Source organism: Streptomyces sp. CC0208 (assembly GCF_003443735.1).
Taxonomy (GTDB): Bacteria; Actinomycetota; Actinomycetes; order Streptomycetales; family Streptomycetaceae; genus Streptomyces; species Streptomyces sviceus.
Genome location: NZ_CP031969.1, coordinates 6,052,546 through 6,078,559 on the forward strand (window position 1 = coordinate 6,052,546; position 26,014 = coordinate 6,078,559).

General features: G+C 71.9%; 24 protein-coding genes. 9 read left to right on the plus strand and 15 right to left on the minus strand.

From position 1 onward, the window contains the following. Positions 1–25: 25 nt before the first annotated feature. Both D1369_RS27775 and D1369_RS27780 read right to left on the minus strand, forming a co-directional pair. A complete protein-coding gene (locus tag D1369_RS27775) occupies positions 26–1,966 on the minus strand; it encodes a glycogen debranching N-terminal domain-containing protein (RefSeq protein WP_118082658.1) in 1,941 nt (646 codons plus the stop codon). Next, positions 1,963–3,387, minus strand: coding sequence for a hypothetical protein (locus D1369_RS27780; RefSeq protein ID WP_007381881.1), 1,425 nt, complete (start codon positions 3,385–3,387; stop codon positions 1,963–1,965). The genes D1369_RS27775 and D1369_RS27780 overlap by 4 nt, the downstream gene beginning before the upstream one ends. Before the next feature lie 120 nt (positions 3,388–3,507). Between D1369_RS27780 and D1369_RS27785 the strand changes: the two genes are divergently transcribed. Together D1369_RS27785 and ppdK are read left to right on the plus strand one after the other, a co-directional pair. Then, positions 3,508–4,710, plus strand: coding sequence for an ROK family protein (locus D1369_RS27785; RefSeq protein ID WP_037899948.1), 1,203 nt, complete (start codon positions 3,508–3,510; stop codon positions 4,708–4,710). A 406-nt stretch (positions 4,711–5,116) separates the two neighbouring features. Beyond that, the gene (gene ppdK, locus D1369_RS27790) at positions 5,117–7,837 is read left to right on the plus strand and encodes a pyruvate, phosphate dikinase (protein WP_007381879.1); all 2,721 of its coding nucleotides are present in this window, start codon (positions 5,117–5,119) and stop codon (positions 7,835–7,837) included. A 184-nt stretch (positions 7,838–8,021) separates the two neighbouring features. On the opposite strand, the gene D1369_RS27795 is transcribed toward ppdK, so the two are convergent. Continuing rightward, positions 8,022–8,309 (minus strand): hypothetical protein, encoded by a 288-nt coding sequence (locus D1369_RS27795; protein ID WP_007381878.1) that lies wholly within the window; start codon positions 8,307–8,309, stop codon positions 8,022–8,024. Between the two features lie 158 nt (positions 8,310–8,467). Here D1369_RS27795 and D1369_RS27800 point away from each other — a divergent pair, with 158 nt between their 5' ends. Continuing rightward, positions 8,468–8,908 carry a VOC family protein gene (locus D1369_RS27800; protein ID WP_007381877.1) on the plus strand — a complete coding sequence of 147 codons (441 nt, stop codon included), beginning with the start codon at positions 8,468–8,470 and terminating at the stop codon, positions 8,906–8,908. Positions 8,909–8,956: 48 nt separating this feature from the next. On the opposite strand, the gene D1369_RS27805 is transcribed toward D1369_RS27800, so the two are convergent. Continuing rightward, positions 8,957–9,358: an excalibur calcium-binding domain-containing protein gene (locus D1369_RS27805; RefSeq protein WP_037899946.1), complete on the minus strand. Its 402-nt coding sequence runs from the start codon at positions 9,356–9,358 to the stop codon at positions 8,957–8,959. A 221-nt stretch (positions 9,359–9,579) separates the two neighbouring features. Between D1369_RS27805 and D1369_RS27810 the strand changes: the two genes are divergently transcribed. Next, positions 9,580–10,506 carry an oxidoreductase gene (locus tag D1369_RS27810; protein ID WP_007381875.1) on the plus strand — a complete coding sequence of 309 codons (927 nt, stop codon included), beginning with the start codon at positions 9,580–9,582 and terminating at the stop codon, positions 10,504–10,506. A 4-nt stretch (positions 10,507–10,510) separates the two neighbouring features. On the opposite strand, the gene D1369_RS27815 is transcribed toward D1369_RS27810, so the two are convergent. The 4 genes from D1369_RS27815 to D1369_RS27835 form a co-directional block, all read right to left on the minus strand. Beyond that, positions 10,511–11,161 carry a LysE family translocator gene (locus D1369_RS27815; RefSeq protein WP_037899944.1) on the minus strand — a complete coding sequence of 217 codons (651 nt, stop codon included), beginning with the start codon at positions 11,159–11,161 and terminating at the stop codon, positions 10,511–10,513. A gap of 186 nt (positions 11,162–11,347) precedes the next feature. Beyond that, positions 11,348–11,698: a nitrite reductase small subunit NirD gene (gene nirD / locus D1369_RS27825; RefSeq protein WP_007381873.1), complete on the minus strand. Its 351-nt coding sequence runs from the start codon at positions 11,696–11,698 to the stop codon at positions 11,348–11,350. Beyond that, complete coding sequence (gene nirB, locus D1369_RS27830) at positions 11,695–14,298, minus strand: nitrite reductase large subunit NirB (protein WP_037899940.1); 2,604 nt, start codon at positions 14,296–14,298, stop codon at positions 11,695–11,697. Before nirB ends, nirD begins: the two co-directional genes overlap by 4 nt. Further along, positions 14,298–15,509: an FAD-dependent oxidoreductase gene (locus D1369_RS27835; protein ID WP_007381871.1), complete on the minus strand. Its 1,212-nt coding sequence runs from the start codon at positions 15,507–15,509 to the stop codon at positions 14,298–14,300. The genes nirB and D1369_RS27835 overlap by 1 nt, the downstream gene beginning before the upstream one ends. Positions 15,510–15,868: 359 nt before the next feature. On the opposite strand from D1369_RS27835, the gene cpt reads away from it, so the two are divergent. Continuing rightward, a complete protein-coding gene (cpt, locus tag D1369_RS27840) occupies positions 15,869–16,414 on the plus strand; it encodes a chloramphenicol phosphotransferase CPT (RefSeq protein ID WP_007381870.1) in 546 nt (181 codons plus the stop codon). Here cpt and D1369_RS27845 read toward each other — a convergent pair. Both D1369_RS27845 and D1369_RS27850 read right to left on the minus strand, forming a co-directional pair. After that, entirely contained in the window at positions 16,398–17,024 is a 627-nt protein-coding gene (locus tag D1369_RS27845; RefSeq protein ID WP_007381869.1) for a class F sortase, read from the minus strand. The genes cpt and D1369_RS27845 overlap by 17 nt on opposite strands. Before the next feature lie 112 nt (positions 17,025–17,136). Further along, positions 17,137–17,658, minus strand: coding sequence for a hypothetical protein (locus D1369_RS27850; protein ID WP_007381868.1), 522 nt, complete (start codon positions 17,656–17,658; stop codon positions 17,137–17,139). 277 nt (positions 17,659–17,935) lie between these two features. Here D1369_RS27850 and D1369_RS27855 point away from each other — a divergent pair, with 277 nt between their 5' ends. Beyond that, positions 17,936–18,505 (plus strand): NAD(P)H-dependent oxidoreductase, encoded by a 570-nt coding sequence (locus tag D1369_RS27855; RefSeq protein ID WP_037899938.1) that lies wholly within the window; start codon positions 17,936–17,938, stop codon positions 18,503–18,505. 43 nt (positions 18,506–18,548) lie between these two features. After that, positions 18,549–18,977: a VOC family protein gene (locus D1369_RS27860; RefSeq protein WP_037903283.1), complete on the plus strand. Its 429-nt coding sequence runs from the start codon at positions 18,549–18,551 to the stop codon at positions 18,975–18,977. An 85-nt stretch (positions 18,978–19,062) separates the two neighbouring features. On the opposite strand, the gene D1369_RS43105 is transcribed toward D1369_RS27860, so the two are convergent. After that, a complete protein-coding gene (locus tag D1369_RS43105) occupies positions 19,063–19,209 on the minus strand; it encodes a hypothetical protein (protein ID WP_007381865.1) in 147 nt (48 codons plus the stop codon). A gap of 71 nt (positions 19,210–19,280) precedes the next feature. Continuing rightward, entirely contained in the window at positions 19,281–20,936 is a 1,656-nt protein-coding gene (locus D1369_RS27865; RefSeq protein WP_007381864.1) for a M4 family metallopeptidase, read from the minus strand. A 130-nt stretch (positions 20,937–21,066) separates the two neighbouring features. Between D1369_RS27865 and D1369_RS27870 the strand changes: the two genes are divergently transcribed. Beyond that, entirely contained in the window at positions 21,067–21,486 is a 420-nt protein-coding gene (locus D1369_RS27870) for a gamma-glutamylcyclotransferase family protein (protein WP_007381863.1), read from the plus strand. Position 21,487: 1 nt separating this feature from the next. Here the strand turns inward: D1369_RS27870 and D1369_RS27875 are convergent, their stop codons facing one another. From D1369_RS27875 to D1369_RS27885, 3 genes are all read right to left on the minus strand, one after another. Continuing rightward, a complete protein-coding gene (locus tag D1369_RS27875; protein WP_007381862.1) occupies positions 21,488–23,590 on the minus strand; it encodes a molybdopterin oxidoreductase family protein in 2,103 nt (700 codons plus the stop codon). A 120-nt stretch (positions 23,591–23,710) separates the two neighbouring features. Next, entirely contained in the window at positions 23,711–24,112 is a 402-nt protein-coding gene (locus D1369_RS27880) for an SH3 domain-containing protein (RefSeq protein ID WP_037899932.1), read from the minus strand. A 125-nt stretch (positions 24,113–24,237) separates the two neighbouring features. Then, positions 24,238–24,924, minus strand: coding sequence for an ElyC/SanA/YdcF family protein (locus D1369_RS27885; protein WP_007381860.1), 687 nt, complete (start codon positions 24,922–24,924; stop codon positions 24,238–24,240). Between the two features lie 210 nt (positions 24,925–25,134). On the opposite strand from D1369_RS27885, the gene D1369_RS27890 reads away from it, so the two are divergent. Next, a complete protein-coding gene (locus D1369_RS27890; RefSeq protein WP_037899929.1) occupies positions 25,135–25,971 on the plus strand; it encodes a sirohydrochlorin chelatase in 837 nt (278 codons plus the stop codon). Positions 25,972–26,014 lie beyond the last annotated feature (43 nt).

The following is a 26,014-nucleotide window of genomic DNA, read 5'->3' on the forward strand; positions in this document are numbered from 1 at the left end:
GAGAACTGCCGCGACGACGGTCCGATCAGGCGCCGCCGACCGCCGTCAGCAAGGCAAGAGGGGCCGCCGCGGACCGCGACTCCCGCACACACGCGTGCGGATACGGCACCGGCTCGCCGTGGGTCTCCCGTCCGTATCCCGCCAGCACCTCCGGAAGCCGGTGCCCGGTCGCCGTCGCCGCGTCCACCAGGCCGTGCGCCACCGTGCGCGCCTCGTCGTGCAGTCCGTAGCGGGCGAGACCCAGCGTGATCAACGCGTTGTCGTGCGGCCACACCGAGCCCCGGTGGTAGGAGAGCGGGTGGTAGGCCGGCTGGCCGGAGGCCAGGGTGCGTACGCCCCAGCCGGAGAAGAAGTCCGGTTCCAGCAGGCGTCGGCCCACCAGCTCGCCGTACTCCTTGTCGAGCAGTCCGGACCAGAGCAGATGTCCGGCGTCGGAGGCCAGCGCGTCGACCTGGCCGCCCTCTCCGTCCAGTGCGAGGGCCGGGAAGGAGCGGTCCGGCATCCAGAAGTCCCGCTGGAAGCGGTCCCGTAGGTCCGCCGCGGCCTGTTCGAGGAGCGCCGCGTACGTCTCGTCCTCCCACACCGTGCGGGCGACCCACGCGGTCCGGCGCAGTGCGTCGTACGCGTACCCCTGGGCGCCCGCCGCCATCACCGGGCCGGTCGGGCGGGTCCCGTCGGCGCCGCAGATCGAGCCAGGGGAGTCCTTCCAGTTCTGGTTGGCGAGGCCGCCCTGGTCGGCGCGGTAGACGAGGTAGCCGCGCGAGGTGAGGCCGCCGTGGTCCAGCATCCAGCCGATCGCGGCGCGGGCGTGGGACTCCAGGCGCCGGGCCAGGGAGGCGTCCCCGGTCTGTTCCACGTAAGCGCCGAGCAGGACGAGGAACAGCGGGGTCGCGTCGACCGAACCGTAGTAGCGGCCGTACGGCACCTGCTCGAAGTGCGCGAGCTCCCCGTGGCGTACCTCGTGCACGATCTTGCCGGGCTGGGCCACGGAGGCCGCGCCGACCTCGGTGGCCTGGGTCGCGGCGAGCGCGGGCAGGGTCGCGGCGGCCAGCTGGGGGCGGTAGGGGAGAGCGAAGAGCGCGGTGAGGAGGGCGTCGCGGCCCAGGAGGGTGAGGAACCAGGGGGCTCCGGCGGCCGGGACGCGCAGGTCCTCGCCGTCCGGGCCGGTCGCCGGGACCTGGAGCGAGGCGAGGTCGGCGAGGCCGCGGGCGCAGGCGGCGGCCAGCTCCGGCCAGCCGGTCGGGAAGGCCACGCCCTCCACGAACTCGCCCTCCATCGCGAGGAGTTGACGGTTCAGGGCGGCCGGGGAGCTCGGTACCCGGCGGGTCCGCCGGTCGCCGTGCGGGCGGGCCATCACGCGCAGGGTCAGCTCGGCCGTGCCGTGCGGCTCCAGGTCGAGCGTCCAGACCAGCCGCCTGGCTCCGGTGCCCGTCTCCTCGACGCCGTCCGGGGCGGGGTCGGCCGTCACCGTCGTACAGGAACGCCATTCGCGGCGCTGGTAGCCGAACTCCACGCCGTCGTCGAGGACTTCACGGGTCCGGGTCGCGCCGGTCTTCGTGTAGGTGCGGTGGTCGGAGCGGAGTTCGAACTGGTCGGTGAAGTCGGCGTCCGCGGTGACCGCGAGCCGGACCGTCGTCGGCACCGGGCGGTTGCTGGTGATCCGGAGGGATTCGACGAACGAGCCGTCCCCCACCGCCTGTTCGCGGAAGAGGGTGTGCGCGGGGGGCTCCTGGCGGCCGCCGCGCGGGACGAGGACACAGCGCGCGGTGTCGCCGTCGGCCACCGGCGACAGGGCCTCCGGGACCGCGCCGTCGACCGTGAGCTGCCAGCGGCTCAGATGCCGGGCGTCCCGTACGAACAACCCGTCCGGGGAGCTGCCGGCCCCCCGGACGCCGCTGATGTCGCCGCCGTCACCCACGGCAGCGAACGTCCCGCCGTGCACGAGCAGATGATGCCGGTCCGTCATCGCCGGTTCCCTCCCTTGAGTTCCATGTCCGCCGTGACTGTGGTGTCGCCGTGCAGCAGGTCGAGTGCGAGCGCGGCGGTCCAGCTGAAGCCGGTCGCCCCGCAGGCCTCGCCGGTGTACGGGTCGACGTACTCCGCGAAGTCGGTCGCCCCGGCGAGTTCGAGGACCGACTGCCGCAGGGCGTCGGCCTGTTGGAGCTCCCCCTGCGTGCGCAGCCCTCGCTCCACGAGCCACGCCGTGTTGAACCAGGCCGGGCCGCGCCAGTAGCGGTGCGGGTCGAAGGCCTCGCCCAGGAGGTCGTAGCTGGGCAGCAGGCGGGTGGTGGTGCCGAGCCCGAAGTGGGGGCCGGACGCGGTCCGCAGGAGGGTCGAGACGATGGTCCGCGGGAGGCCGGGGAGGAGGAGCGGGATCAGTCCGGAGACACCGCGTTCGGGGATCAGGGTGCCGCGGCCGTCCGGGGCGGGGGCCCTGAGGTCCCGGCACAGGAACATCCCGCTCGCCGGGTCCCACAGCCGCTCCACCAGAGCCTCCGTGAGCCGCTCCGCGCGCGCGTGCCGGGCCGTGCCGGGGGCGCCCAGTTCGGCCGCGATCCGGGCCAGGGCGTGTTCGGAGGCGATGAGCAGGGCGTTGAAGGCGGGGTCCTCCACGGCGAACCCGCCGGTGCCATCGGCGTATCCGCCGTCCCGGTAGTCCGTCGCCAGCCGTACGTACCGTCCGTAGTCCAGGTCCGTCGGCCGGTCCTCGGCCGCCCCGTGGTCGAGGTCGGCGCGGCGGAAGGAGCGGGCCGGGGCCGGGGTGACACGGGCGAGCGGGAGGTCCCAGGCGGGGCTGTTGTCCATACCCTGTTCCCAGGGGTGCACGACCGACGCCAGGCCGCCGCCGCCCAGGTCCCGGCGGTGCAGGAGATAGCGGTGCCAGGCCGCCAGACGGGGGTACACCCGGGCGAGGAAGCCGCGCGCCCGGGAAAGACCGGGGTCGGCGCGGTGGACCAGCCACGCGGCCAGGGCGTGGACCGGTGGCTGCACGATGCCGGACGTCTGTACGGTGCGCGGGGCGCCCGCCGTGCGCCCCGCGGTGGAGGAGCGCCAGAAGTCGGGGCTCGGGAAGTAGGCGTCGAGCGGTACGGAGGGGTTGAAGACGATGTGCGGGACACGTCCGTCGCCCCACTGGGCCGCCAGCAGGGTCTCCAGCTCCGTCTGTGCCCGCAGCGGCGAGAGGTGGCGCAGGCCGATCGCGATGAACGCGGAGTCCCAGGACCACTGGTGCGGGTACAGACCGCGCGAGGGCACCGTGGAGGCGCCGGTCCAGTTGCCCTCCAGCACCTTCGCCGCCCTCACGTGCAGGGACGGCGGCGAACCCGGCGGATCGTATGCGATCGAGCGCTCCGCGGAAGGGCTGATGAGCTGGGCAGTGCGATCCACTCGGGGCTCCCCGAAAGACGTGTGGCTGACCGGTTCGGTCAGGGCTACCGTAGGGTTACGTCTATTTAACACGCAAAACTCAATATGTAATGCAGAGTTGAGAAACACAAGGGGGTGCGCATGGGTGGACGGAGTCAGACCGGCGCCGGAGATCTGCTCGAACTGGTCCGCAGCGGGCGAGCCGTCACGCGCGGCGCGCTCCAGCAGGCCACCGGACTGTCCCGGGCGACCGTCGGCCAGCGCCTCGACCGCCTCTTCCGCGCGGGCTGGCTGCGCGAGGGCGCCGGAGGCCCCGTGGACTCCCCGCTGGGCGGCCGCCCCTCCATCACCCTGGAGTTCGACGACGCCCACGCCGTGGTCCTCGCCGCCGACCTGGAGACCCGCCACGCGCGCGCGGCCGTGCTCTCCCTGACCGGCGAGATCCTCGCCGAGCACAGCGGCACCCTGGTGATCGAGGACGGCCCGGACGTCGTGCTCGGCGAACTGGGCCACTGGTTCGCCGAACTGCTGGAGAAGGCGGGGCAGCGGGCGGCGGAGGTCTGCGGGATCGGACTCGCCGTGCCGGGCCCGGTCGACCTGGAGAGCGGCCGGGTGGTCCAGCCGCCGATCATGCCCGGCTGGGACGGCTACGACATACGAGGCCGCCTCGCCAGAGCCTTCACCGAGCACACCGGAGCGGGCCCGGTCCCGGTGCTCGTCGACAACGACGCCAACCTCATGGCGTACGGCGAACAGCGCACCGCCCACCCGGACTGCTCGGCGTTCGTGCTGGTCAAGGTCTCGACCGGTATCGGCGCCGGAGTCGTGGTCGACGGCTCGGTCTACCGGGGCATCGACGGCGGCGCGGGCGACCTCGGCCACATCCGGGTGCCGGCCGGCGCGGAGGCCCTGTGCCGGTGCGGGTCCTACGGCTGCCTCGCCGCCGTCGCGAGCGGCGGTGCCGTGGCCCGTCGGCTGGCGGCGACCGGGGTGCCCGCGGCCTCGGGCTCGGACGTGCGGGACCTGCTGGCGGCCGGGCATCCCGAGGCGGCGGCGCTCGCGCGGGAGGCGGGGCGGCACGTCGGGGACGTCCTGGCGACCGTGGTGACCCTGCTGAACCCCGGGGTCCTGATGATCGCCGGGGATTTGGCCGGAACTCCCTTCCTCACCGGTGTCCGGGAGCTGCTGTACCAGCGGGCGCTGCCGCGCTCCACCGCCGGCCTGGAGGTCGTGACCTCACGGCTGGGGGAGCGGGCCGGGCTGGTCGGGGCGGGCGCGCTGGTCGTGGAGCATCTGTACGCGCCCGAGCGGGTCGAGGAGCGGTTGCTGGCCATGGGCGTATGACGTCCGTGTTGCGGTCCCGAGACTCGTCCGCATGGTGAAATCCGGCGCGCTGTGGCAGCGTGATTCTCGCCACGCTTGATAGGGGTCGCGCTCGAATGAGCGGATCTTGGGCGACTGCACTTCTCCAAGGGGTGGCACTCAGTGCCACCCCTTGATCGTTCATCGATCGAAATCAGGCGTGCTGTACGCCGCTCAGATGAGCGATTCTGGCGGCTTGCGAGGGTTATTGCGTTCAAGAAGTGAAAACATCGGGCCCGTGTCGCTTGCCAAGCTTTGACTTTCGATCCGCTGGCGGACGGCTGGTTACGGGCGTATGACGCCCGAGTAGACGTACCCAGACGCCTTCGATCTGGGTATGTTCCTCGCCGTCAGGGCAGCCACCGCGTCCTCGAGGGAGTCGAGACCCGTGTCGGAAAACAAAGAACCCCACGTAGCGAAGTTCGTCTACGACTTCACCGAGGGAAACAAGGACCTCAAGGACCTCCTGGGTGGCAAGGGCGCGAACCTCGCCGAGATGACCAACCTGGGACTTCCCGTTCCCCCCGGCTTCACCATCACGACCGAAGCCTGCAAGGTCTACCTCGAGAGCGGCGAGGAGCCCGCGGCACTGCGTGACGAGGTGAGTGCGCACCTCGACGCGCTGGAGCAGCGCATGGGCAAGAAGCTCGGCCAGGCCGACGACCCGCTGCTCGTCTCGGTCCGCTCCGGCGCGAAGTTCTCCATGCCGGGGATGATGGACACGGTCCTGAACATCGGCCTCTCCGACAAGTCGGTCCAGGGTCTCGCCCGGCAGGCCGGCGACGACCGGTTCGCCTGGGACTCCTACCGGCGCCTCATCCAGATGTTCGGCAAAACCGTCCTCGGCGTCGACGGCGACCTCTTCGAGGAGGCCCTCGACAAGGCCAAGGAGGCCAAGAAGGTCACGGTCGACACCGACCTGGAGGCCGCCGACCTCAAGAAGCTGGTCACCGCCTTCAAGAAGATCGTCAAGAAGGAGGCGGGCCGGGACTTCCCGCAGGACCCGCGCGAGCAGATGGACCTCGCCATCCACGCGGTCTTCGACTCCTGGAACACCGACCGCGCCAAGCTCTACCGCCGCCAGGAGCGCATCCCCGGCGACCTGGGCACCGCGGTCAACGTCTGCTCGATGGTCTTCGGCAACCTCGGCCCCGACTCCGGCACCGGCGTCGCCTTCACCCGTGACCCCGCCTCCGGCCACCAGGGCGTCTACGGCGACTACCTCCAGAACGCCCAGGGCGAGGACGTCGTCGCGGGCATCCGCAACACCGTCCCGCTCGCGGAGCTGGAGCAGATCGACAAGAAGTCGTACGACCAGCTGATGCAGATCATGGCGACGCTGGAGAACCACTACAAGGACCTCTGCGACATCGAGTTCACCATCGAGCGCGGTCAGCTGTGGATGCTCCAGACCCGGGTCGGCAAGCGCACGGCGGGCGCGGCCTTCCGGATCGCCACCCAGCTCGTCGACCAGGGTTTGATCGACGAGGCCGAGGCGCTCCAGCGCGTCACCGGCGCCCAGCTCGCCCAGCTGATGTTCCCGCGCTTCGACGAGAACACCAAGGTCGCGCAGGTCGGCCGGGGCATCGCGGCCTCGCCGGGCGCGGCCGTCGGCAAGGCGGTCTTCGACTCGTACACCGCGGTGAAGTGGTCGCGTTCGGGCGAGAAGGTCATCCTGGTCCGCCGGGAGACCAACCCGGACGACCTCGACGGCATGATCGCGGCCGAGGGCATCCTGACCTCCCGCGGCGGCAAGACCTCCCACGCGGCCGTCGTCGCGCGCGGCATGGGCAAGACCTGTGTCTGCGGCGCCGAGGAGCTGGAGGTCGACACCAAGCGGCGCCGGATGACCGTGCCGGGCGGGCACGTGGTGGAGGAGGGCGACCTCATCTCCATCGACGGGTCCAGCGGCAAGGTGTACCTCGGTGAGGTCCCGGTCGTCCCGTCCCCCGTCGTGGAGTACTTCGAGGGCCGGATGCACGCGGGCGCCAACGACGCCGACGAGCTGGTCGAGGCCGTGCACCGGATCATGGCGTTCGCCGACCGCAAGCGCCGGCTGCGGGTGCGGGCCAACGCGGACAACGCCGAGGACGCGCTGCGCGCCCGTCGCTTCGGCGCGCAGGGCATCGGCCTGTGCCGTACCGAGCACATGTTCCTCGGTGACCGCCGTGAACTGGTCGAGCGCCTGATCCTGGCCGACACGGAGACCGAGCGCGAGGAGTCCCTGAAGGCGCTGCTCCCCCTGCAGAAGCAGGACTTCGTGGAGCTCTTCTCGGCGATGGACGGCCTGCCGGTGACGGTCCGCCTCCTCGACCCGCCGCTGCACGAGTTCCTCCCCGACATCACCGAACTGTCGGTCCGCGTGGCGCTGGCGGAGTCCCGTCAGGAGCCGCACGAGAACGAACTCCGCCTCCTCCAGGCCGTGCACCGGCTGCACGAGCAGAACCCGATGCTGGGCCTGCGCGGCGTACGCCTCGGTCTGGTGATCCCGGGCCTGTTCACCATGCAGGTACGGGCGATCGCGGAGGCCGCGGCCGAGCGCAAGAACGCCAAGGGCGACCCGCGCGCGGAGATCATGATCCCGCTCGTCGGCACCGTCCAGGAGCTGGAGATCGTCCGCGAGGAGGCCGACCAGGTCGTCGCGGAGGTCGAGGCGGCGACCGGCGTGGAGCTGAAGCTGTCGATCGGCACCATGATCGAGCTCCCGCGTGCCGCGCTGACCGCCGGCCAGATCGCGGAGGCGGCGGAGTTCTTCTCCTTCGGCACGAACGACCTCACCCAGACGGTGTGGGGCTTCAGCCGGGACGACGTGGAAGCCTCCTTCTTCACGGCCTACCTGGAGAAGGGCATCTTCGGGGTCTCGCCGTTCGAGACGATCGACAAGGACGGCGTCGGCTCCCTGGTGAAGCTGGCCGCGGAGGCGGGCCGTAAGACCCGCCCCGACCTCAAGCTCGGCGTCTGCGGCGAGCACGGCGGCGACCCGGAGTCGGTCCACTTCTTCCACGAGGTGGGTCTGGACTACGTCTCCTGCTCCCCGTTCCGCATCCCGGTCGCCCGTCTTGAGGCGGGACGCGCGGCGATCACGGCGAACGGAAGCGACCACCGGTAGGCCAGCGACGGCCACGGCCACGGCCACGGCCACGGCCACGGCCGCGGTCACGGGAACCCCGGAACCGCCGTCCGTCCCCGACCCTCATCCGATGGGCGGCGGTTCCGGAGCACGAAGAGAGGGCGGCATCCTGTGCGGGGATGCCGCCCTCTCGTGCGTCAACTGCGCTCACGGGCCAGTGGCGTCAGGCGCCTTCCGGCTCCGCTGTCTCCTCTGCGGCCGCGGTCCTGTCGCGACGGCGGCCCAGCACGGTGCATCCCACGATCACCGAGCCGATGGCGATGATCCTCGCGGCCTGGTAGTAGCCGACCGCCAGTTCCTCCGGGGTGCCGGGCAGCCGGAAATAGACCCACGCGGCCGCGAGAGCCCCGAAGGCGATCAGTGCGACAGCCCCCCACGTCCCGAGGTCGGCCCACCAGGGCCCCGGGCCGTCATCCCGCGCGTCGGTCTGCTGAACGTCCTCATCGGTCACGGTCTGTTCTCCTGGGCGTGCGGGGATGGTCGCGCGGGAAGACGCGGGCCGCGCCCTGGAGGTTCACCGGTCCGGGGATGTCGAGAACGTACGGTCGGCTCCGTCCCAGGGGCATCGGCGGCCACCACCGGCCGCACCGGCAAGAGGGAGAGACCAGCATGGCGATTCAGCGGATGGACAACGTCGGCATCGTCGTCGAGGACCTGGACGCCGCCGTCGCGTTCTTCGTGGAACTCGGTATGGAGCTGGAGGGCAGGGCCGAGGTCGAGGGACCTGTCGCCGACCGGTGCACCGGACTCGACGGCGTCCACTGCGAGATCGCGATGGTCCGGACCCCGGACGGTCACAGCCGGCTCGAACTGGCGAAGTACCGCAGCCCCGCGGCGATCAGCACCGAGCCGCGGAACCGGCCGCACAACATCCTGGGCACGCACCGCGTGATGTTCGCGGTCGACGACCTCGAGGACACCGTCGCCCGCCTGCGCCCTCACGGTGCCGAACTCCTCGGCGGGATCGCCCGGTTCGAGGACAGCTATCTGCTCTGCTACGTCCGCGGCCCGGAGGGCGTCATCGTCGGCCTGGCCGAGCGACTCGGCTGAGAGCGAGGGACCGGGACGTGCGGCCCGAACGCCGGGAGTGCCCGCGCCTCAGCGCTCGGCGCGGCGCCTGCGGGCCGACGCCACCAGCGCACCGCCGGTGAGCAGGACGGCCGAGCCGGCGGCGGCGACGTACACGGTGGTGTCGCCACCGCCGCCGGTCTCGGCGAGGTGCGTCCCCTTCTTGCCGGTGTCCTCGGCCGGTGCCGCGGCCTGGTCGTCGTGGGCCTTGAAGTCCGCGGGCGGCCGGTCGCAGCCGATGCCGTCGCCGTCCCGGTCGAGATGACTGCCGTAGTGCTCGTCGCCCTTGGGGATGTTCGCGTAACCGGCGGCGTACGCCTCGGAGCAGTTCGCGAACGGGTGGTCACCGTCGTGTGCCGAGGCGGCGCCCGGCAGCACGGCCAGCGCCAGCGCGGCGACGACGATGGCGCCGGGCTTGCGGAGCAGGTTCACAGCAGGTCCCTCCAGGTTCATGGTGCTATCCGTGCGCATGATCAAGAAGTGGCGATCAGCCGGATATGAGGTGACGAACCTAGTGAGGCGCGGACGCGCTGTCGGCGACATGAGAAACCCGTGATGCGAACGTGACGTGACCGGAGGGTAACTCTCCGCAAGCCCGGCGCTGGTCCTCGGAGCGTACGCTGGACCACACCCCGTCTGCGGAGGGAGTCGGCATGTCGGGTTGGAGTGCCGAGGATGTCCCCGCCCAAGGCGGTCGCGTTGCCGTGGTCACCGGGGCCAACAGTGGCATCGGGTACGTCACCGCGCGGGAACTCGCTCGTCGGGGCGCCCGCGTACTGCTCGCCTGTCGGAGCGAGGCGCGGGGCGTCGGGGCCCGGGACCGGCTGGTCGGCGAAGTTCCGGGTGCGGAGGTGGAGTTCGCCCGGCTGGACCTCGGGGACCTGGCCTCCGTACGGGAGTTCGCGACGACGTATCCCTACGACCGCCTCGACCTGCTGGTCAACAACGCGGGCGTGATGGCGCTGCCGTACGGCACGACCGCGGACGGCTTCGAGACGCAGTTCGGGGTGAACCACCTGGGCCACTTCGCGCTGACCGGCCTGTTGATGCCGACGATCCTCGCGACACCCGCCGCACGCGTCGTCGCCGTCTCCAGCACGGCGCACGCGCTGGCCAACATCGACATCGACGACCTCAACAGCGAGCGCCGCTACCGGCGTTGGGTCGCCTACGCCCGCTCCAAGACCGCCAACCTGCTCTTCGTCCACGAACTGTCCCGCAGGCTGGCGGCCCACGGCACGGACGTGATCGGCGTAGCGGCGCACCCCGGGTACGCGGCCACCAACCTCCAGACGGCGGGCCCGAAGATGGCCGGGCGCGGGGCGGTGGAACGCTTCATGCGGGTCGGCAACCGCTTCTTCGCCCAGTCCGCCGAGGCGGGCGCTCTCTCCACCCTCTACGCGGCCACCGCCCCCGAGGTACCGCCCGACTCCTTCACCGGCCCGTCCCTGGCAGGGTGGCGCGGCTCCCCGGCCCCCTCCTGGCGGGCCCCCTGGACCCGCGACGACCGGGCATCCCGGCGCCTTTGGACCGTCTCCGAGAAGCTCACGGGGGTGGCGTACGACGTCCTGAAGGTCTGACCCCTCAGTCCTTCCGGCCGGTCACCGCCACCGTCACGCCCAGGCCGATCATGGTCAGTCCGCCGACCCCGCCCACCGCGGAGAGACGGCGCGGTGAGCGGGCGAACCAGCCCCGCGCGGTCGCCGCGACCAGGCCCCACACGGCGTCGGAGACCAGCGCGATGACGTTGAACACCAACCCGAGCAGCAGCATCTGCGCGGCCACACCGCCCTGGCCGCGGTCCACGAACTGCGGCAGCACCGCGGCGAAGAACACGATCGTCTTGGGGTTGGTCACACCGACCGCGAACCCCTCCCAGAACGTGCGCAGACCGCCGTGCCCCGCCGCGGCCGCCGACACGTCCTCGGCGAACGCCGCACGCAGCGACCCGCGCCCGCGCCACGCCTTGACGCCCAGGTACACGAGGTAGGCGGCACCGGCGAGCTTCAGGGTGGTGAAGACCAGCACCGAGCGCTCCACGACCGAGCCGACCCCGAACGCCACGGCGAGGACCAGGACGTAGGCGCCGACCGTGTTCCCGGCCACCGTGGTCAGGGCGGCGCGCCGGCCCTGCGCGAGCGCCCGGCCGATCACGAACAGCACGCTGGGTCCGGGGACCACGATCAGCAGGAACGACATGGCCGCGAAGGCGAGGAGACGGTCGGTGGGCACCATGCCCCCATGCAAGCACGGGGCCCTTTCGCTCTCCAGCCGTTTTCCGACGGCCGTTTTCCGACGGCCGATGCCGTCGCCCCGCTGTCCACCACCAGGTCGGTGCCCACCACGCCGGCCCGCAGGGACATCGGGGTGTCCACCGCGCCGGGACTGACCGCGTTGATACGGATCGGTCAGGAAACCGGGTTACGCCGCCCGCACCTCGTACGTGGCGATCCGCACCGACTCGTCGTCCAGGCACTGCCCGGTCTCCAGGTCGAACCGCTGCTTCAGCAGGGGCGAGGCCACGAACGGGCGCCCCTGGTGGGTGCCGGTGAGGCCCCGGGAGAGGACCGCCGCGCCACCGAAGGGGTCGCGGTTGTCGACGGCGTACAGCCGGCCCGCGCGGTCGCGGAACAGGGCCGCCTGCCGTCCGTCGGGCAGCAGGGCCGCCACTCCCCGGCCGGGGAGCAGCCGGGCCAGCTCGCAGACCGCGAACCAGTCGCCGTTCAGCTGGAGTTCGACCTTCAGGTCGGTGGTCTCGGGTGCCAGGGTCATCGCTGGGCGCTTCCTTCCAGGGGACGGTGGCCGATGGTCAGCAGCGGCAGGTCGGGCTTGATCTGCTCGCGCTCGGGGACGAAGCCGACGACCGGGTCGGGGGTGTCCGGGGCGTTCACGAAGGACACGAACCGGGCGAGCTTCTCGGGGTCGTTGATGGTGGTCGCCCACTCGTCGGCGTAGTGCGCCACGTGGGCCGCCATCAGGGACTCCAGTTCCTCGCAGATGCCGAGGGAGTCCTCCACGACCACGTCACGGACGTGGTCCAGGCCGCCGGGGATGCGCTCCAGCCAGGTCGAGGTGCGCTCCAGGCGGTCCGCGGTGCGGATGTAGAACATCAGGAACCGGTCGATCAGCTTGATCAGTTCGGCGTCGGTGAGGTCCTGGGCGAGCAGGTCCGCGTGGCGCGGGGTCGCGCCGCCGTTGCCGCCGACGTAGAGGTTCCAGCCGCTCGCCGTGGCGATCACGCCGAAGTCCTTCGACTGGGCCTCGGCGCACTCGCGGGCGCAGCCGGAGACCGCCGACTTGAGCTTGTGGGGCGACCTGAGCCCCCGGTAGCGCAGCTCCAGGTCGATCGCCATGCGAACCGAGTCCTGGACGCCGTAGCGGCACCAGGTCTGGCCGACACAGGACTTCACGGTGCGCAGGGACTTGCCGTAGGCGTGCCCGGACTCGAAGCCGGCGTCCACCAACCGGGTCCAGATGAGCGGGAGTTGTTCGACGCGGGCGCCGAACATGTCGATCCGCTGACCGCCGGTGATCTTCGTGTAGAGGCCGAAGTCGCGGGCGATCTCACCGATCACGATGAGGCCCTCGGGGGTGATCTCACCGCCGGGGATGCGCGGCACGACCGAGTAGGAGCCGTTCTTCTGGATGTTGGCGAGGAAGTGGTCGTTGGAGTCCTGCAGGGCCGCCTGCTCGCCGTCCAGGACGTAGTTGCTCGCGCCGATCGTCGGGGCGAGGGAGGCGATGATCGAACCGACCGCCGGCTTGCAGATCTCGCAGCCGTCGCCGCCCTTGGCGCCGTCGCGGCCGTAGCGGTCCAGCAGGTCCTGGTAGGTGTTGATGCGCAGGGCGAGGACGATCTCGTAGAGCTCCTCGCGGGTCTGCGAGAAGCAGCCGCACAGGCCCTTGTCGACCTCGACGCCGGACGCCTCCAGCTCGGCGGTGACCAGCTGGCCGAGCACCTTGACGCAACTGCCGCAGGTCGTACCGGCCTTGGTGCACTTCTTCACCTCGGGCACGGTGGTGCAGTTGTGCTCGGTGACCGCTCCGCGGATCGTGCCCTTGCGGACGTTGTTGCAGGAGCAGATGATCGCGTCGTCCGGCAGCGCGGTCGGGCCGAGCTGGACGGACTCCCCGGCACCGGCGGGCAGCACCAGCGACTCGGGCTTGACCGGCGGCACCGAACCCGTGAACGCCTTCAGCGTGCCGTACGCCTCCGCGTCGCCCACCAGGATGCCGCCGAGCAGCGTGCCGTCCCGGCCGATGACCAGCTTCTTGTACAGGCCCGCGCGGGAGTCGGAATAGACCACGTCCAGGCAGTCCGCGGTGGCACCGTGCGCGTCACCGAAGGAGGCGACGTCCACGCCGAGCAGCTTCAGCTTGGTGGACAGGTCGGCGCCCAGGAAGGCGGCCTCGTCGGAGGCGATGGTCGCCGCCGCCGTCTCGGCCTGCTCGTAACCGGGGGCCACCAGGCCGTACACCCGGCCGTCGGCGGCCAGCGCGCACTCGCCGATCGCGAACACGTGCGGGTCGGCGACCGTACGGCACTGCTCGTCCACGGTGATGCCGCCGCGCTCGCCGACCGTCAGACCACAGTCGCGGGCCAGCTGGTCGCGGGGGCGGACACCGGCGCTGAACACCACCAGGTCGGTGGCGAGTTCGCTGCCGTCGGACAGCTTCATGCCGGTGACGGCGCCGTCCTCGTCGACCACGATCTCCTGCGTGCCGACGCCCGTGTGGACGCTCAGGCCCATCTCCTCGATGGTGCGCAGCAGCGCCGCGCCACCACCGTCGTCGACCTGCACCGGCATCAGCCGGGGCGCGAACTCCACGATGTGGGAGGTCAGCCCGAGCCCCTTCAGGGCACCGGCCGCCTCCAGACCGAGCAGACCGCCGCCGACCACGGCACCGGTGGTGCGGGTCTTCGCGTACTCCTCGATGGCGAGGAGGTCCTCGATCGTCCGGTAGACGAAGCAGCCCTGGGCGTCCTTGTTGGGGACCGGCGGCACGAAGGGGTAGGAGCCGGTGGCGAGGACGAGGGTCTCGTACGCGAAGACCTGCCCGGACCTCGCGGTGACCGTCTTCGCCTCGCGGTCGACGGAGACGGCCGGGTCGCCGACGTACAGCTCGATGCCGTGCGTCTCGATGAACTCCATGTCCGTCAGGGAGAGTTCCTCGGGCGTCTTCCCCGAGAAGTACGAGGTGAGCGCGACGCGGTCGTACGCGGGACGCGGCTCCTCGCACAGCACGACCACGCGGTGCGTGGCGGTCATGCCCCGCTCGGCGAGGGCTTCGAGGAAGCGCTGGCCGACCATGCCGTGGCCGACGAGGACGATCGTGGGGGTGGCCTCCGTGGCCTCCGGGGTGGCGGTCATCAGGAGCCTCCATCGTTGGTGAGCAGGTGGAGCAGCGGGCCGTTGTCGGGGAGCGGCTCTGCTCCCTCCCAGGCGCGGGCGAGCGCGCCGACGGTGCCGAGTTCGCCGACGAGGACCCCGCCGACCAGGCGGTCGTCGCGGACGACGACCTTGCGGTAGGTGCCGCGGGTGGCGTCCGCGAGCTGGACGACGTCGTCGCCCGGGAGCGCCTCGGTCTCGCCGAACGCGGCCAGGTCGAAGGCGGTCTGCCCGGCGAGCGTGAGCCGGGTCAGCGAACGGGTGCCGGTGTAGCGGGCGTTCGTCCGACCGGCCAGCAACTCGGCCAGGACATCTGCCTGTTCGAGGGCCGGGGTGGCGAGGCCGTAGACGTTGCCGTCGTGCTGGGCGCAGTCGCCGATGGCGTGGATGTGCGGGTCGGACGTGCGCAGTTCGTCGTCCACGACGATGCCCTTGCGCACCTCCAGGCCCGCGGTCTGCGCGAGACCGACACGCGGGTGGACCCCGCAGGCCAGGACCACGATCTCGGCGTCCAGGGCGTAACCGTCGGCCATCTCCACCGAGCGGACCGCCCCGCCGACACAGCGCACGTCCCGCACGCGCAGGTCGGTGTGGACCTCGACGCCGAGGTCCCCGAGGTGGCGCCGGACGAGCTTGGACGCGCTCGGGTCGAGCTGGCGCTCCATCAGCCGCTCGGACTGCTGGGCGAGGATCACCTGGGCGCCGCGCTGGGCGAGCGCGCGGGCCGCGGAGACCCCGAGGAGCCCGCCGCCGATCACGACCGCCTTCACTCCCGGCCGGACCGCCGCGGACAGGCCCAGGCAGTCGTCCATGGTGCGGAAGGCGTGGACGCCCTCCGGCAGCACGTGGTCGGGGGTGAAGAGGCCGCGCAGAGGCGGCAGGACGGGGTTGGAGCCGGTGGCCAGGACCAGCGTGTCGTAGGCGGTCTTCGAACCGTCCGCGTACTCGACGGTCCGTGCCTCGCGGTCGATGCCGGTGACCCGGGCGCGGGTCAGCGCGGCCGGCGCCGGGAGCGCGATCACCTCGGGGGTGTACCGCCCGGCCAGCACCTCGGCGAGGAGCACCCGGTTGTACGGGCGGTGCTCCTCCTCGCCGATCAGCGTCACGGGCGTGCCGAGCTCTCCGAGCCGCCGGGCGAGCCGGACGCCCGCGAGCCCGGCGCCGATCACCACCACACGCGTATTCGAGGTCATGTCTAGGAGCGTGCGTTGCGGGTGTTACCCGACCGCATCACCTCTGTTTCCCGCGAGGAACGCTGCCCTCAGCTGGGACCGGGGGCGAGTGTGAGGGTTCGGCAGGGGCGTCGGGGGCGCGCTGTGAGGACGCCGTCCCCGGACACCGCCCAGGTGGGTGCAACCTGCACGGACGGGGCGACGCCGTGGTCGGCGGCGGGGGCCCCGGCACATCTTCCCCGTCCTCCGTCCTCAACCTCGCGCACACCGCGCTGAGGAACGGCAGCGGGTCCGTCCCCGGCATCCTGCCGGGCGCGAGCTACGGGCTGGTCGCGAATATTGCGTACGAACACTGGCTCGCCTGCCGTTACGGTGGCACCGTGACGACTCAGGTGATCGTGCTCAACGGCGGTTCCAGCTCCGGGAAGACGGGGATCGCGCGGTGTCTTCAGGCCGTGCTGCCCGAGCCCTGGCTGGCGTTCAGCATCGACGACTTCGTCGACTCGATGCCCCCGGCCCTCCAGGCGTCGGACGCGGGCCTGGAGGTCACGGCCGACGGCGGGGTGAGCGTGGGGGCGGACTTCACGCGGCTGGAGGCCGCCTGGATGGCGGGCCTCGCCGCGACCGCCCGCGCGGGCGCCCGGGTCGTCGTCGACGACGTCTTCCTCGGCGGCCCGCACTCGCAGGAACGCTGGCGACGGGCCTTGGCCGGCCTCGACGTGCTGTGGGTCGGCGTGCGCTGCGAGGCCGCCGTCGCCGCGGGCCGCGAGATCGTCCGGGGCGACCGGGCCCGGGGGATGGCCGAGAAGCAGGCGGAGGCCGTCCACCAGGGCGTGGTCTACGACATCGAGGTCGACACCACCCGCACCGAGTCCCTGGAGTGCGCGCGCACCATCGCCGGGGCGGTCGTCAGCGGCTCCCCGTGAGGTGCGCGAACACCACCACGTTGCCCCGGTAACCGGTCGAGCGCGAGTAGCCGCCACCGCAGGTGATCACCCGCAGCTCGGGCCTCTTCGCGGCCCCGTACACCTTCTCGTCGGGGAAGTTCCTCGCGTCGTACACCTCGACCGCGTCCACCGTGAACACCGCGACGCTTCCGTCGCGCCGGTCCACCTCGATCGCGCTGCCCTTGCGCAGGGCCCCGAGGTCGTAGAAGACGGCGGGACCCTCGGCGTTGTCGACATGTCCGGCGACGATCGCGGTGCCCGTCTCACCGGGGACGGTGCCGGCCTCGTACCAGCCGGCGAGGTTCTTCTTCGAGGCCGGCGGTACATCGAGGCTGCCGGCCGCGGTGAGGGCCAGGGCCATCAACGGCGCGTCCACCCGGATCGCGGGGATGCGGACGCGGTCGGGCGGGGACGGCGGCAGCGCGGGCGCGGCGGCCCGCCCGCTGTCGCCTGCCGCGCGCGCCTGGGCGGCGGACGGCTGCGGCGGGGCGTGCGTCTCGGCGCCGCTGCGCAGCAGCCACGCGCCGGTGCACAGGGCCATCACGGTGACGCCCGCTATGGCGGTGTTGCCGAAGCCGCGGTTGCGCACAGCTACCTCCTCTACGGCCGGACTGCCCGTCCCCCTCCGGGCCGCGAGGGGCGTCGGACCCGGAGGGGGAGGGGACATGCGGTACCGGCGGACGGACAGCGGAGGGTGTCCGTCAGATCCCGTCGCCTCTCGCCCGGCGATGCAGGAGCCAGGTACCGCCCGCGGCGGCGACGGCGAGAGCCGCCACGCCGGCCGCGGTCTGCACGGGATCGGGGCCCAGAGCGCCACCGACCCCCGTCTTGACACTTCCTCTGGGATGCACCGGCTGACGCTGGGACGTCAGCGTGACCACCAGGTCACCGGTCACCCGCCGGCCGCCCTCCGCACAGGTCGCGACGATCTCGTACGTCCCCGGCTGCGCGCTCGGCGGCACCCGGAACTGCCCGATCGCGTCGCCCTCGTGCGTACTGGGCGCCAGCGTGAAGGTGCCCGCGCCCACCGCGCTGGCGTCCCCCGCCGCCGTACCGCCGTCCCCGCACGCCGCCGTGTTCACGGTGACCTGCCCGCCCGGCACCACGGAGGACGGGAACACCTCGAGCCCGTCCGTGTTCCCGGCGTACGCGGGCGCACAGACGAGACCCGCGGCGGCGACGGCGAGCGCGCTGCCGGACAGCAGGCGGGTGGTGCGGCGCATGGTGCTCCTTCGAGCTCTCGGGTGGGTCCCTGTGCCTTCGAGGAAAGTGGCAGTGGGCCGAGCCCGCTTCCTGAGGGGGCGTCAGAATTACGGTGAACGGGTGTCAGATCGCTGTGCCCCGGGCCGGGTCGGCCGGAGTTTCAGCAGGTCATCGGCGTACGGCGGGCAGGTGGCGGAAGAGAACCCGAAGGACGCGGGGCGCGGGTGTGAACGGGTGACCCCTCGGCCGTGATCCGTGCTTGACCTCAACTTTGGTCGAGGTATCAGGCTGTCCGTCATGCAGACAGACACCGCACCTCTCAAGGTCACCCTGGTCATCGGCAGCAACCGCCACGGCCGCTTCGGCCCCGTCGTGGCCGACTGGCTCCTCGACCGCCTCCGCGACCGCGAGGACCTGGTCCCGGACGTCGTGGACGTGGCCGAGGCCGACCTGCCCATGTCCTTCGCCCAGCCCTCCTCGCCCTCCGCCGTCACCCCGAAACTCGCCTCCGCGGACGCCTTCGTCGTGCTCACCCCCGAGTACAACCACTCCTTCCCGGCCGGTCTGAAGAACCTGATCGACTGGCACTTCACGGAGTGGCAGGCCAAGCCGGTGGCCCTGGTCTCCTACGGAGGCGTCTCGGGCGGGCTGCGGGCGGTCGAGCACCTCCGCCAGGTCTTCGCGGAGCTCCACGCGGTGACGGTCAGGGACACGGTGAGCTTCCACAACGCGGGGAGCTCCTTCGCCGACGGCCGCCCGAAGGACCCTTCCGGCCCGGACGCGGCGGCGAAGACGATGCTGGACCAGCTGGTGTGGTGGGGGAGGGTGCTGAGGGAGGGGAGGGCGGCGATGCCCTACGCCCGGTGAGGCGCCTGTGCCCGGCTCCTCCGACTACCGTGAGGCGATGGGCATGGAACAGCGCATCACCCTGATCACCCTGGGCGTCTCGGACCTCGCCCGCTCCAAGGCTTTCTACGAGGCCCTGGGCTGGCGCGGCCAGGAGGTCGAGGAGACGGTCTTCTTCCAGGCGGGCGGCCTCGGCCTGGTCCTGTGGAGCCGGGAGAAACTCGCGAAGGACTGCGGACTGGAGCCGGGTCCGGCACACGGCTTCGGGGGTGTCGCCCTCGCGCACAACGTCCGCTCGCGGGCGGAGGTCGACGCCCTCCTCACGACCGTGGCGGAGGCGGGCGGCACCGTCACCAAACCGGCCGCGGTGAACGAGATCGGCTTCTACTCCAGCGCTTTCACGGACCCGGACGGCCACGCCTGGGAGCTGGCGTACAACCCGGGCTTCCCGCTGGCGGAGGACGGCACGGTGACGCTGCCGGACTTCGGCTAGAGCCCCCGCCCGGCGTCGGCGGAGGTGACGGACGATCCCGGCGGGCCAGGCACGTCACCCGGTCCGGTCGCGGCGAGGTCATGGCCTACGGCCCCCGCAGCCCGCACCCGGTGGTGACGGTGCTCGGCAGGTCCCCGGCCAGGCCGAACGCGGCCGTGAGCATGGTGCGCACGGCCCCCTGCCCCCGGACCACCTTCACCTCGACATGGACGTGCGGGTCGTTCTCGCCCACCTGTCACCCTCCTCCCACGGGTACGGCCGCCCCGGTACCCCGGGGCGGCCGCGTCGCGTGTGCGGTGGACGTCAGTTCACGTTCACCGCGCTCCAGGCCGCCGCCACCGCGTTGTACTCGGTGCTGCCCGCGCCGTACAGGTCCTTCGCCGCGTTCAGGGTGGCCGTGCGCGCTCCCGCGTAGTTCGTGGAGGACGTCATGTAGACCGTCAGCGCCCGGTACCAGATGGCGCCCAGCTTGTCGCGGCCGATGCCGGTGACCGTGGAGCCGTTGGATGTGGGGGAGTTGTAGCTGACGCCGTTGATGGTCTTGGCGCCGCTGCCCTCCGCCAGCAGGTACGCGAAGTGGTTGGCGACCCCGGAGGAGTAGTGGACGTCGAGGTTGCCGACCGAACTGCTCCAGGAGTCGGCGGAGCTGCCGTCCTTGGAGGGCTTGTCCATGTACCGCAGGGCGTCCTTCCCGAAGCCGGACCGGACGATCTTCTCGCCGATCAGGTAGTCGCCGACGTCGGAGGAGTTGCCCGCGTAGAACTCCACCAGCGTGCCGAAGATGTCGGAGGTCGCCTCGTTGAGCCCGCCCGACTCGCCCGAGTACGTCAGCGCCGCCGTCTTCGACGTCACACCGTGGGACATCTCGTGGCCCGCCACGTCCAGTGACACCAGCGGACCGAGCTGCGTCCCGTCACCGTCGCCGTACGTCATGCAGAAGCAACTGTCGTCCCAGAAGGCGTTGTTGTACTTGTTGCCGTAGTGGACCCGGTTGTACGAGCCCTTGCCGTCACCGCCGATCCCGTTCCGCCCGTGGACGTTCTTGTAGTAGTCCCAGGTGACGTCGGTGCCGTACTGCGCGTCCACCGCCGCCGTGGCCCGGTCCGCACTCGCCCCGGTGCCCCAGTGGTTGTCGGCGTCGGTGAACAGGGTCGCGGGCGCCCGGCTGATGCAGATGTTCAGGAAGCAGAGGTCGGTCTTGTTCGCCGCGTCGCCCGTGTACGTGTTCCCGCGCGTGGCGTCCTTGAGCTGGTACGTCGACCCCGACTGCGTCGTCTCCAGCCCGACCGTCCCGCTGTACAGCGACTTCCCGTCGCCGGACGCCTGCTCGATGCTGTCCCACGCGTCGATCTGCGCGCCGGTGCGGGCGTCCGTGAGGACCGTGCGCGCGACCGGGTTGCCGAGCGAGTCCTGCGCCGCGGCGTCGGTCTGCCAGGCCAGCTTCGGCGCCCCGTGCAGCGCGTCGACGACGAGGCGCGGCTTGGCCGTCAGCTTCTTCAGCGTCTCGCCGAGGTTGGCCGCCTTGAGGGCGTTCGCCGCGAGGTCGGCGGCCTTGGGGGCGGACAGGGCCGGGGTGACGCTGGAGAGGGATATCGCGCTCCTGGTGGCGCGCGAGGAGCTCTTGTAGGCCCCGTTCGGCGCCAGGTGGACGACGAAGTCGCCGCCCAGCACGGGCAGTTGGCGGTACGTGCGGTCGTAGCGGACGTGCTGGGTGCCGTCGGGGTCGACGATCACGTCCCGGACCTTCGGGTGCTGCGCCGGGCCGAGCCCCAGCGCCGAGGCGTGGTCGGCCAGGACCGACGCGGCGTTCTCGAGTGCGGTGGCCCGGGTGGGTCTGTCCGCCGCGCCGGCGGCGGGGGAGAGGGCGGCGGCCAGCAATGTGGCGGCGGTGGCGGCGACTCCGGCGGTGGCGAGACGACGGGAACGGGCACCTCGGACGTACGGCCGTATCCGACTCATCGGTCTCCTCAGAAAGGCGCCAATGGGGCGCGTGGGGGTGGCGCGGACGTTGTCGAAGATTTAAGAGGTCATGACAAGCCGTGTCCATAGCGCGTCACGTGCAGGTGTGTGAGGGGAGAGAATCGTTTCTGTGACCCCTGCGAGACTCCCGTTCTTCGTCTACGGCACCCTCCGCCCCGGCGAGGCCAACCACGACCTCTTCCTGCGCGGCCGCATCCGCTCCGAGGAGCCGGGCCGACTCACCGGCGCGCTGCTGTACGACGGCCCCGGCTACCCGTACGCCGTCGAGGGGGCCGGGGGAACGGTCGCCGGGGAACTCGTCACCCCGCGGGCCGATGCCTACGCCGAACTGCTCGCCGCCCTCGACGAGTTGGAGGAGTACCGCCCAGGAGACCCGCGCAACCTGTACGAACGGGTCGCCCGCGAGGTGATTCGCACGGCCGACGGCACGCCCGTGCGCGCCTGGGTCTATGTGGCGGCACCGCCCGTCGCCACCCGCCTGCGCGCCCGCGGCAGGCCCATCGAGAGCGGCGACTGGCTGCTCCGGTGACCTACCGCTCGACCGTCTCCAACCGCACCGCGCACGCCTTGAACTCCGGCATCCGGGACGTCGGGTCGAGGGCCGGGTTGGTGAGGGTGTTGGCGCGTCCCTCGCCGTACCAGTGGAAGGGCATGAAGACGGTGTCGGGGCGGATGCCGAGCGTGATGCGGGCCGGTGCCACGGCCCTTCCGCGCCGCGAGACCACGGCCACCGGGTCGCCCTCGGCCGCCCCCAGCCGCTCCGCGAGCCGCGGGTGCAGCTCCACGAACGGGCCCGGCGCGGCGGCGTTCAGCTCGTCCACGCGGCGGGTCTGCGCGCCGGACTGGTACTGGGCCACGACCCGGCCGGTCGTCAGCAGCACCGGGTACTCCTCGTCGGGCTCCTCGGCGATCGCCCGGTGCGAGACGGGGACGAAGCGGGCGCGGCCGTCGGAGTGGGCGAAGCGGTCCAGGAAGAGGCGTGCGGTGCCGGGGTGCACATCCTGATCACCGGCGGTCACGTCCTTCTCCGGTGTCGGGCACGGCCAGAACACCCCGTTCTCCTCCGCCAGTCGCCGGTAGGTGATCCCGGAGTAGTCGGCCGGACCGCCCGCGCTCGCCCGGCGCAGCTCCTCGAAGACCTCCTCGGGGTCGGTCGGGAAGCCCTTCTCCACCCCGAGGCGGTCGGCGAGTTCGTGCATGACCTCCAGGTCGCTGCGGATGCCGTCCGGCGGGGTGATCGCCTGCCGGCGCAGCAGTACCCGCCCCTCCAGATTGGTCGTGGTGCCCGTCTCCTCGGCCCACTGGGTGACCGGCAGGACCACGTCCGCGAGGGCCGCCGTCTCCGACAGGACGACGTCACAGACGGCAAGGAAGTCGAGGGACTTGATGCGCTCCTCGATGTGCGCTGCGTGCGGTGCCGACACCACCGGGTTGGAGCCCATCAGCAGCAGCGACCTGATGTCGGTGCCGAGCGCGTCGAGCAACTCGTAGGCGCTGCGCCCCGGTCCGGGCAGCGAGTCGGGGTCCACGCCCCACACCTCGGCGACATGCGCCCGCGCCGCCGGGTCGTCCAGCTTGCGGTAGCCGGGCAACTGGTCGGCCTTCTGGCCGTGTTCGCGCCCGCCCTGCCCGTTGCCCTGCCCGGTCAGACAGCCGTAACCGCTGAACGGCCGTCCCGCCCGTCCGGTCGCCAGGCACAGGTTGATCCACGCGCTCACCGTGTCGGTGCCCTTGGACTGCTGCTCGGGCCCGCGCGCGGTGAGCACCATCGCGGACTCGGGTTCGCAGAACAGCCTTACGGTCTCCCGCAGTTGGGGTACCGGCACGCCGGTGATCCGCTCCACGTACTCCGGCCAGTGGGCCATCGCGGCGGCCCGCGCGTCCTCCCAGCCGACCGTGCGCTCGGCGATGTACGCCTCGTCCGTGCGCCCTTCCGCCACCACCAGGTGCAGCAGCCCGAGCGCGAGAGCCAGGTCCGTGCCGGGGCGGGGCATCAGATGCAGGTCGGCCTGCTCGGCGGTCCTGGTGCGGCGCGGGTCGACGACGATCAACGTGCCGCCGTTCTCCCGTAGTTCGGTGAAGAACCGCAGGGACGGCGGCATGGTCTCGGCGAGGTTCGAGCCGACCAGGATCACACAGCCGGACTTCGGGATGTCCTCCAGCGGGAACGGCAGCCCGCGGTCCAGGCCGAACGCCTTCATGCCGCCGGCCGCCGCGGACGACATGCAGAAGCGCCCGTTGTAGTCGATCTGCGAGGTGCCGAGGACGACCCGGGCGAACTTGCCGAGCGTGTACGCCTTCTCGTTGGTGAGGCCGCCCCCGCCGAAGACCCCGCACGCGTCCGGGCCATGCTCCGTGCGCGTGCGGGACAACTCCCCGGCGATCCGGTCCAGCGCCTCGTCCCAGGTCGCGGGCACCAGCGTGCCCCCGGAGCGCACCAACGGGGAGGTCAGACGCACCCGGGACGAGAGCACCGCGGGCGCCGTACGGCCCTTGCCGCACAGCGCGCCCCGGTTGACCGGGAAGTCCGCGCGCTCGCTCACCTCGACGGTCCCGTCCGGAGCCGGGGTCAGGTTCATGCCGCACTGCAGGGCGCAGTACGGGCAGTGCGTGGGCGTCGCGGAGTTCGGCATGCTCCTCAGCGTGCGTCGGCCGTGTTACGCCGGGGACGGCTCCGTGTTACGCCACCGAGACGGCGACCTCCCCCGTGACACCCCGGAGCGGTGAGGTGCGCGGGCCGCCCCGGGGTCACGTCAGCACTGGGGCAGGAAGCTCTGCACGCGTCCGGTGTCGAGGTAGTAGTCGCTGACGTACCGGGAGCCGCCGTAGAGCCGCGTCCAGATGGTGTAGCCGCTGACCGGGGTGCCGTAGGTCCAGCACTCCACCTCGACGATCGTCCCGTTGGGCAGGCTGCCGACGTTGGAGTAGCCGCTGCCGGGGCCGGAGCGGACGGTCAGGGTGCTGCCGGGGTTGATCTTGATGACATGGGCGCACAGGGACTGGCTGTCGCTGCCGATGTCGGACGGGCACCGGAACGGGTCGGCGCTCGCGGACGGCGCGAACGTCAGCCCGGCACCCGCGGCGAGCAGCGCGGTGGCGACGACGGTGGCTGCCCTGCGACGCCTGGTCAGGGCGTGCTTGACGGACGAGAGCATGCTTTCCCCCTCGGTAGCAGTCGGACTCTCGTGCCCCATCATGCGCGGCGGTCGCCCGCCGCCGCCCGGGCTGTCGTGCACTTGTTCACCACATCGCCCCGTGCGGACGCCGAGCACCCGCTTGCTCAGCGGCCCGAGGCCAGCGCGTCCCTCACTCCGGTCTCCTTCGGCCCCAGGAACCGCGGGTCGGGCCGCACCGCCACGTCCAGGGCCGCCTTCGCCGCCGCGAAGATCTCCCGGGTGCCGCCGTAGTACCAGGTGGCGTCGTGCCTGGCGTCGACGCCGATGCCGTACGAGGTGACCCCCGCCGCCTGACAGAGGGCGACCGCGCGCCGGATGTGGAACCCCTGACTGATCAGCACGGCCTGGTGCACGCCGAAGATCTTCCGGGCCCGGACGCAGGAGTCCCAGGTGTCGAAGCCGGCGTAGTCGCTGACGATCCGGGTGTCCGGGACGCCGTGCCGGGTCAGGTACGCGCGCATGGCGTCGGGCTCGTCGTAGTCCTCGCGGCTGTTGTCGCCGGTGACGAGGACGACCTCGATCCGGTTCTCCCGGTACAGCTTCGCCGCCGCGTCGAGCCGGTGGGCGAGATACGGCGACGGCTCGCCGTCCCACAGCCCGGCACCGAAGACGACGGCGACCTCGGTGCGCGGCACGTCGGCCGTCGTGCGCAGCCGGTCGCCCGTCACGACGTACATCCAGGTCGACGGCAGCAGCGCCAGCACACATCCCGCCATCACGGCCTGCACGAGCCTGCGCCGCCCGGCACGCGTGCGTGGCAGACGGGGTCTGCGTACCCTCGGCAGTCGCATGGGTGGTCCCTCCCGGGTCGGCTTTCGACAACGAGAGACGTACCGTCAGGCCGCTCGGTTCGCCCGCCGATGGGTGACCAGCCTCACTGCCCGACGAGAATCCGCAGGTCACGCCGCCTCACACCCTCGCGCCCCGCATGGTGAACCGCCGGAAAGGCCGCGTTATTGCCGTGAAACGGGGTGGCAACCTCAGGCCGTCACCATCGTTCCATGAACCGGATCAGCAGCCAGCCCGGCCTCGTCTCCCTCGACGACAGGCGCCGCCCCCAGCCGCCCGCGCTCGTCCTGGTGGCCCACGGCAGCCGTGACCCGCGCACCCTGAAGACGGTTCACGAACTCCTCGACCAGGTCCGCGAGCAGCGCCCCGACCTGCCGGTGCACCTGGGCCACATCGAGCTGAACGAGCCGCTGCTGCCCGACACGCTGGCGAAACTCGGCGACGCCGAGGCGGTCCTGGTCCCGCTCCTCCTCTCCCGCGGCTACCACGTGAAGCGCGACATCCCGGAAATGGCGGCCGCCTCCCCGGCACGCACCCGCGTGGCCGCTCCGCTGGGCCCGCACCCGCTGCTGGTGGACACCCTCCACGCCCGCCTGGTCGAGGCGGGCTGGCCGACGGACATGGACGAGGAGACGCGGCGCGAGAGCGCGGTGGTCCTGGCGGCGGCGGGCTCCCGTGACCCCGACTCGGCGGTGGACACCCGCCGCACGGCTCACCTCCTGTCGGACCGCCTGGGCGTCCCCGTGGTCCCCGCCTACGCCTCGGCGGCGACTCCCACGGTCGACACGGCGATCCGCGCACTGACGGCAAGGGGCCGCCACCGGATCGCGGTGGCGTCGTACTTCACGGCTCCGGGCCTGTTCGCCAGGCAGTGCGCGCAGAAGGCCCCGTGGATCGCCGCGGCCCCCCTGGGCACGCACCCCGCGATGGCCGACCTGATCCTGCACCGCTACGACCAGGCCGCCGACCGCAGGGGCGCGGGGCTGTGTCGATCTGCGGCTCCGCCGCGGGGCGCGACCAGCCACGAACTGCCCGCACTCGCCGTATGACAGCACCCGGCGGACGGACCGGCGAATTGTCAGTCGCTGCCCG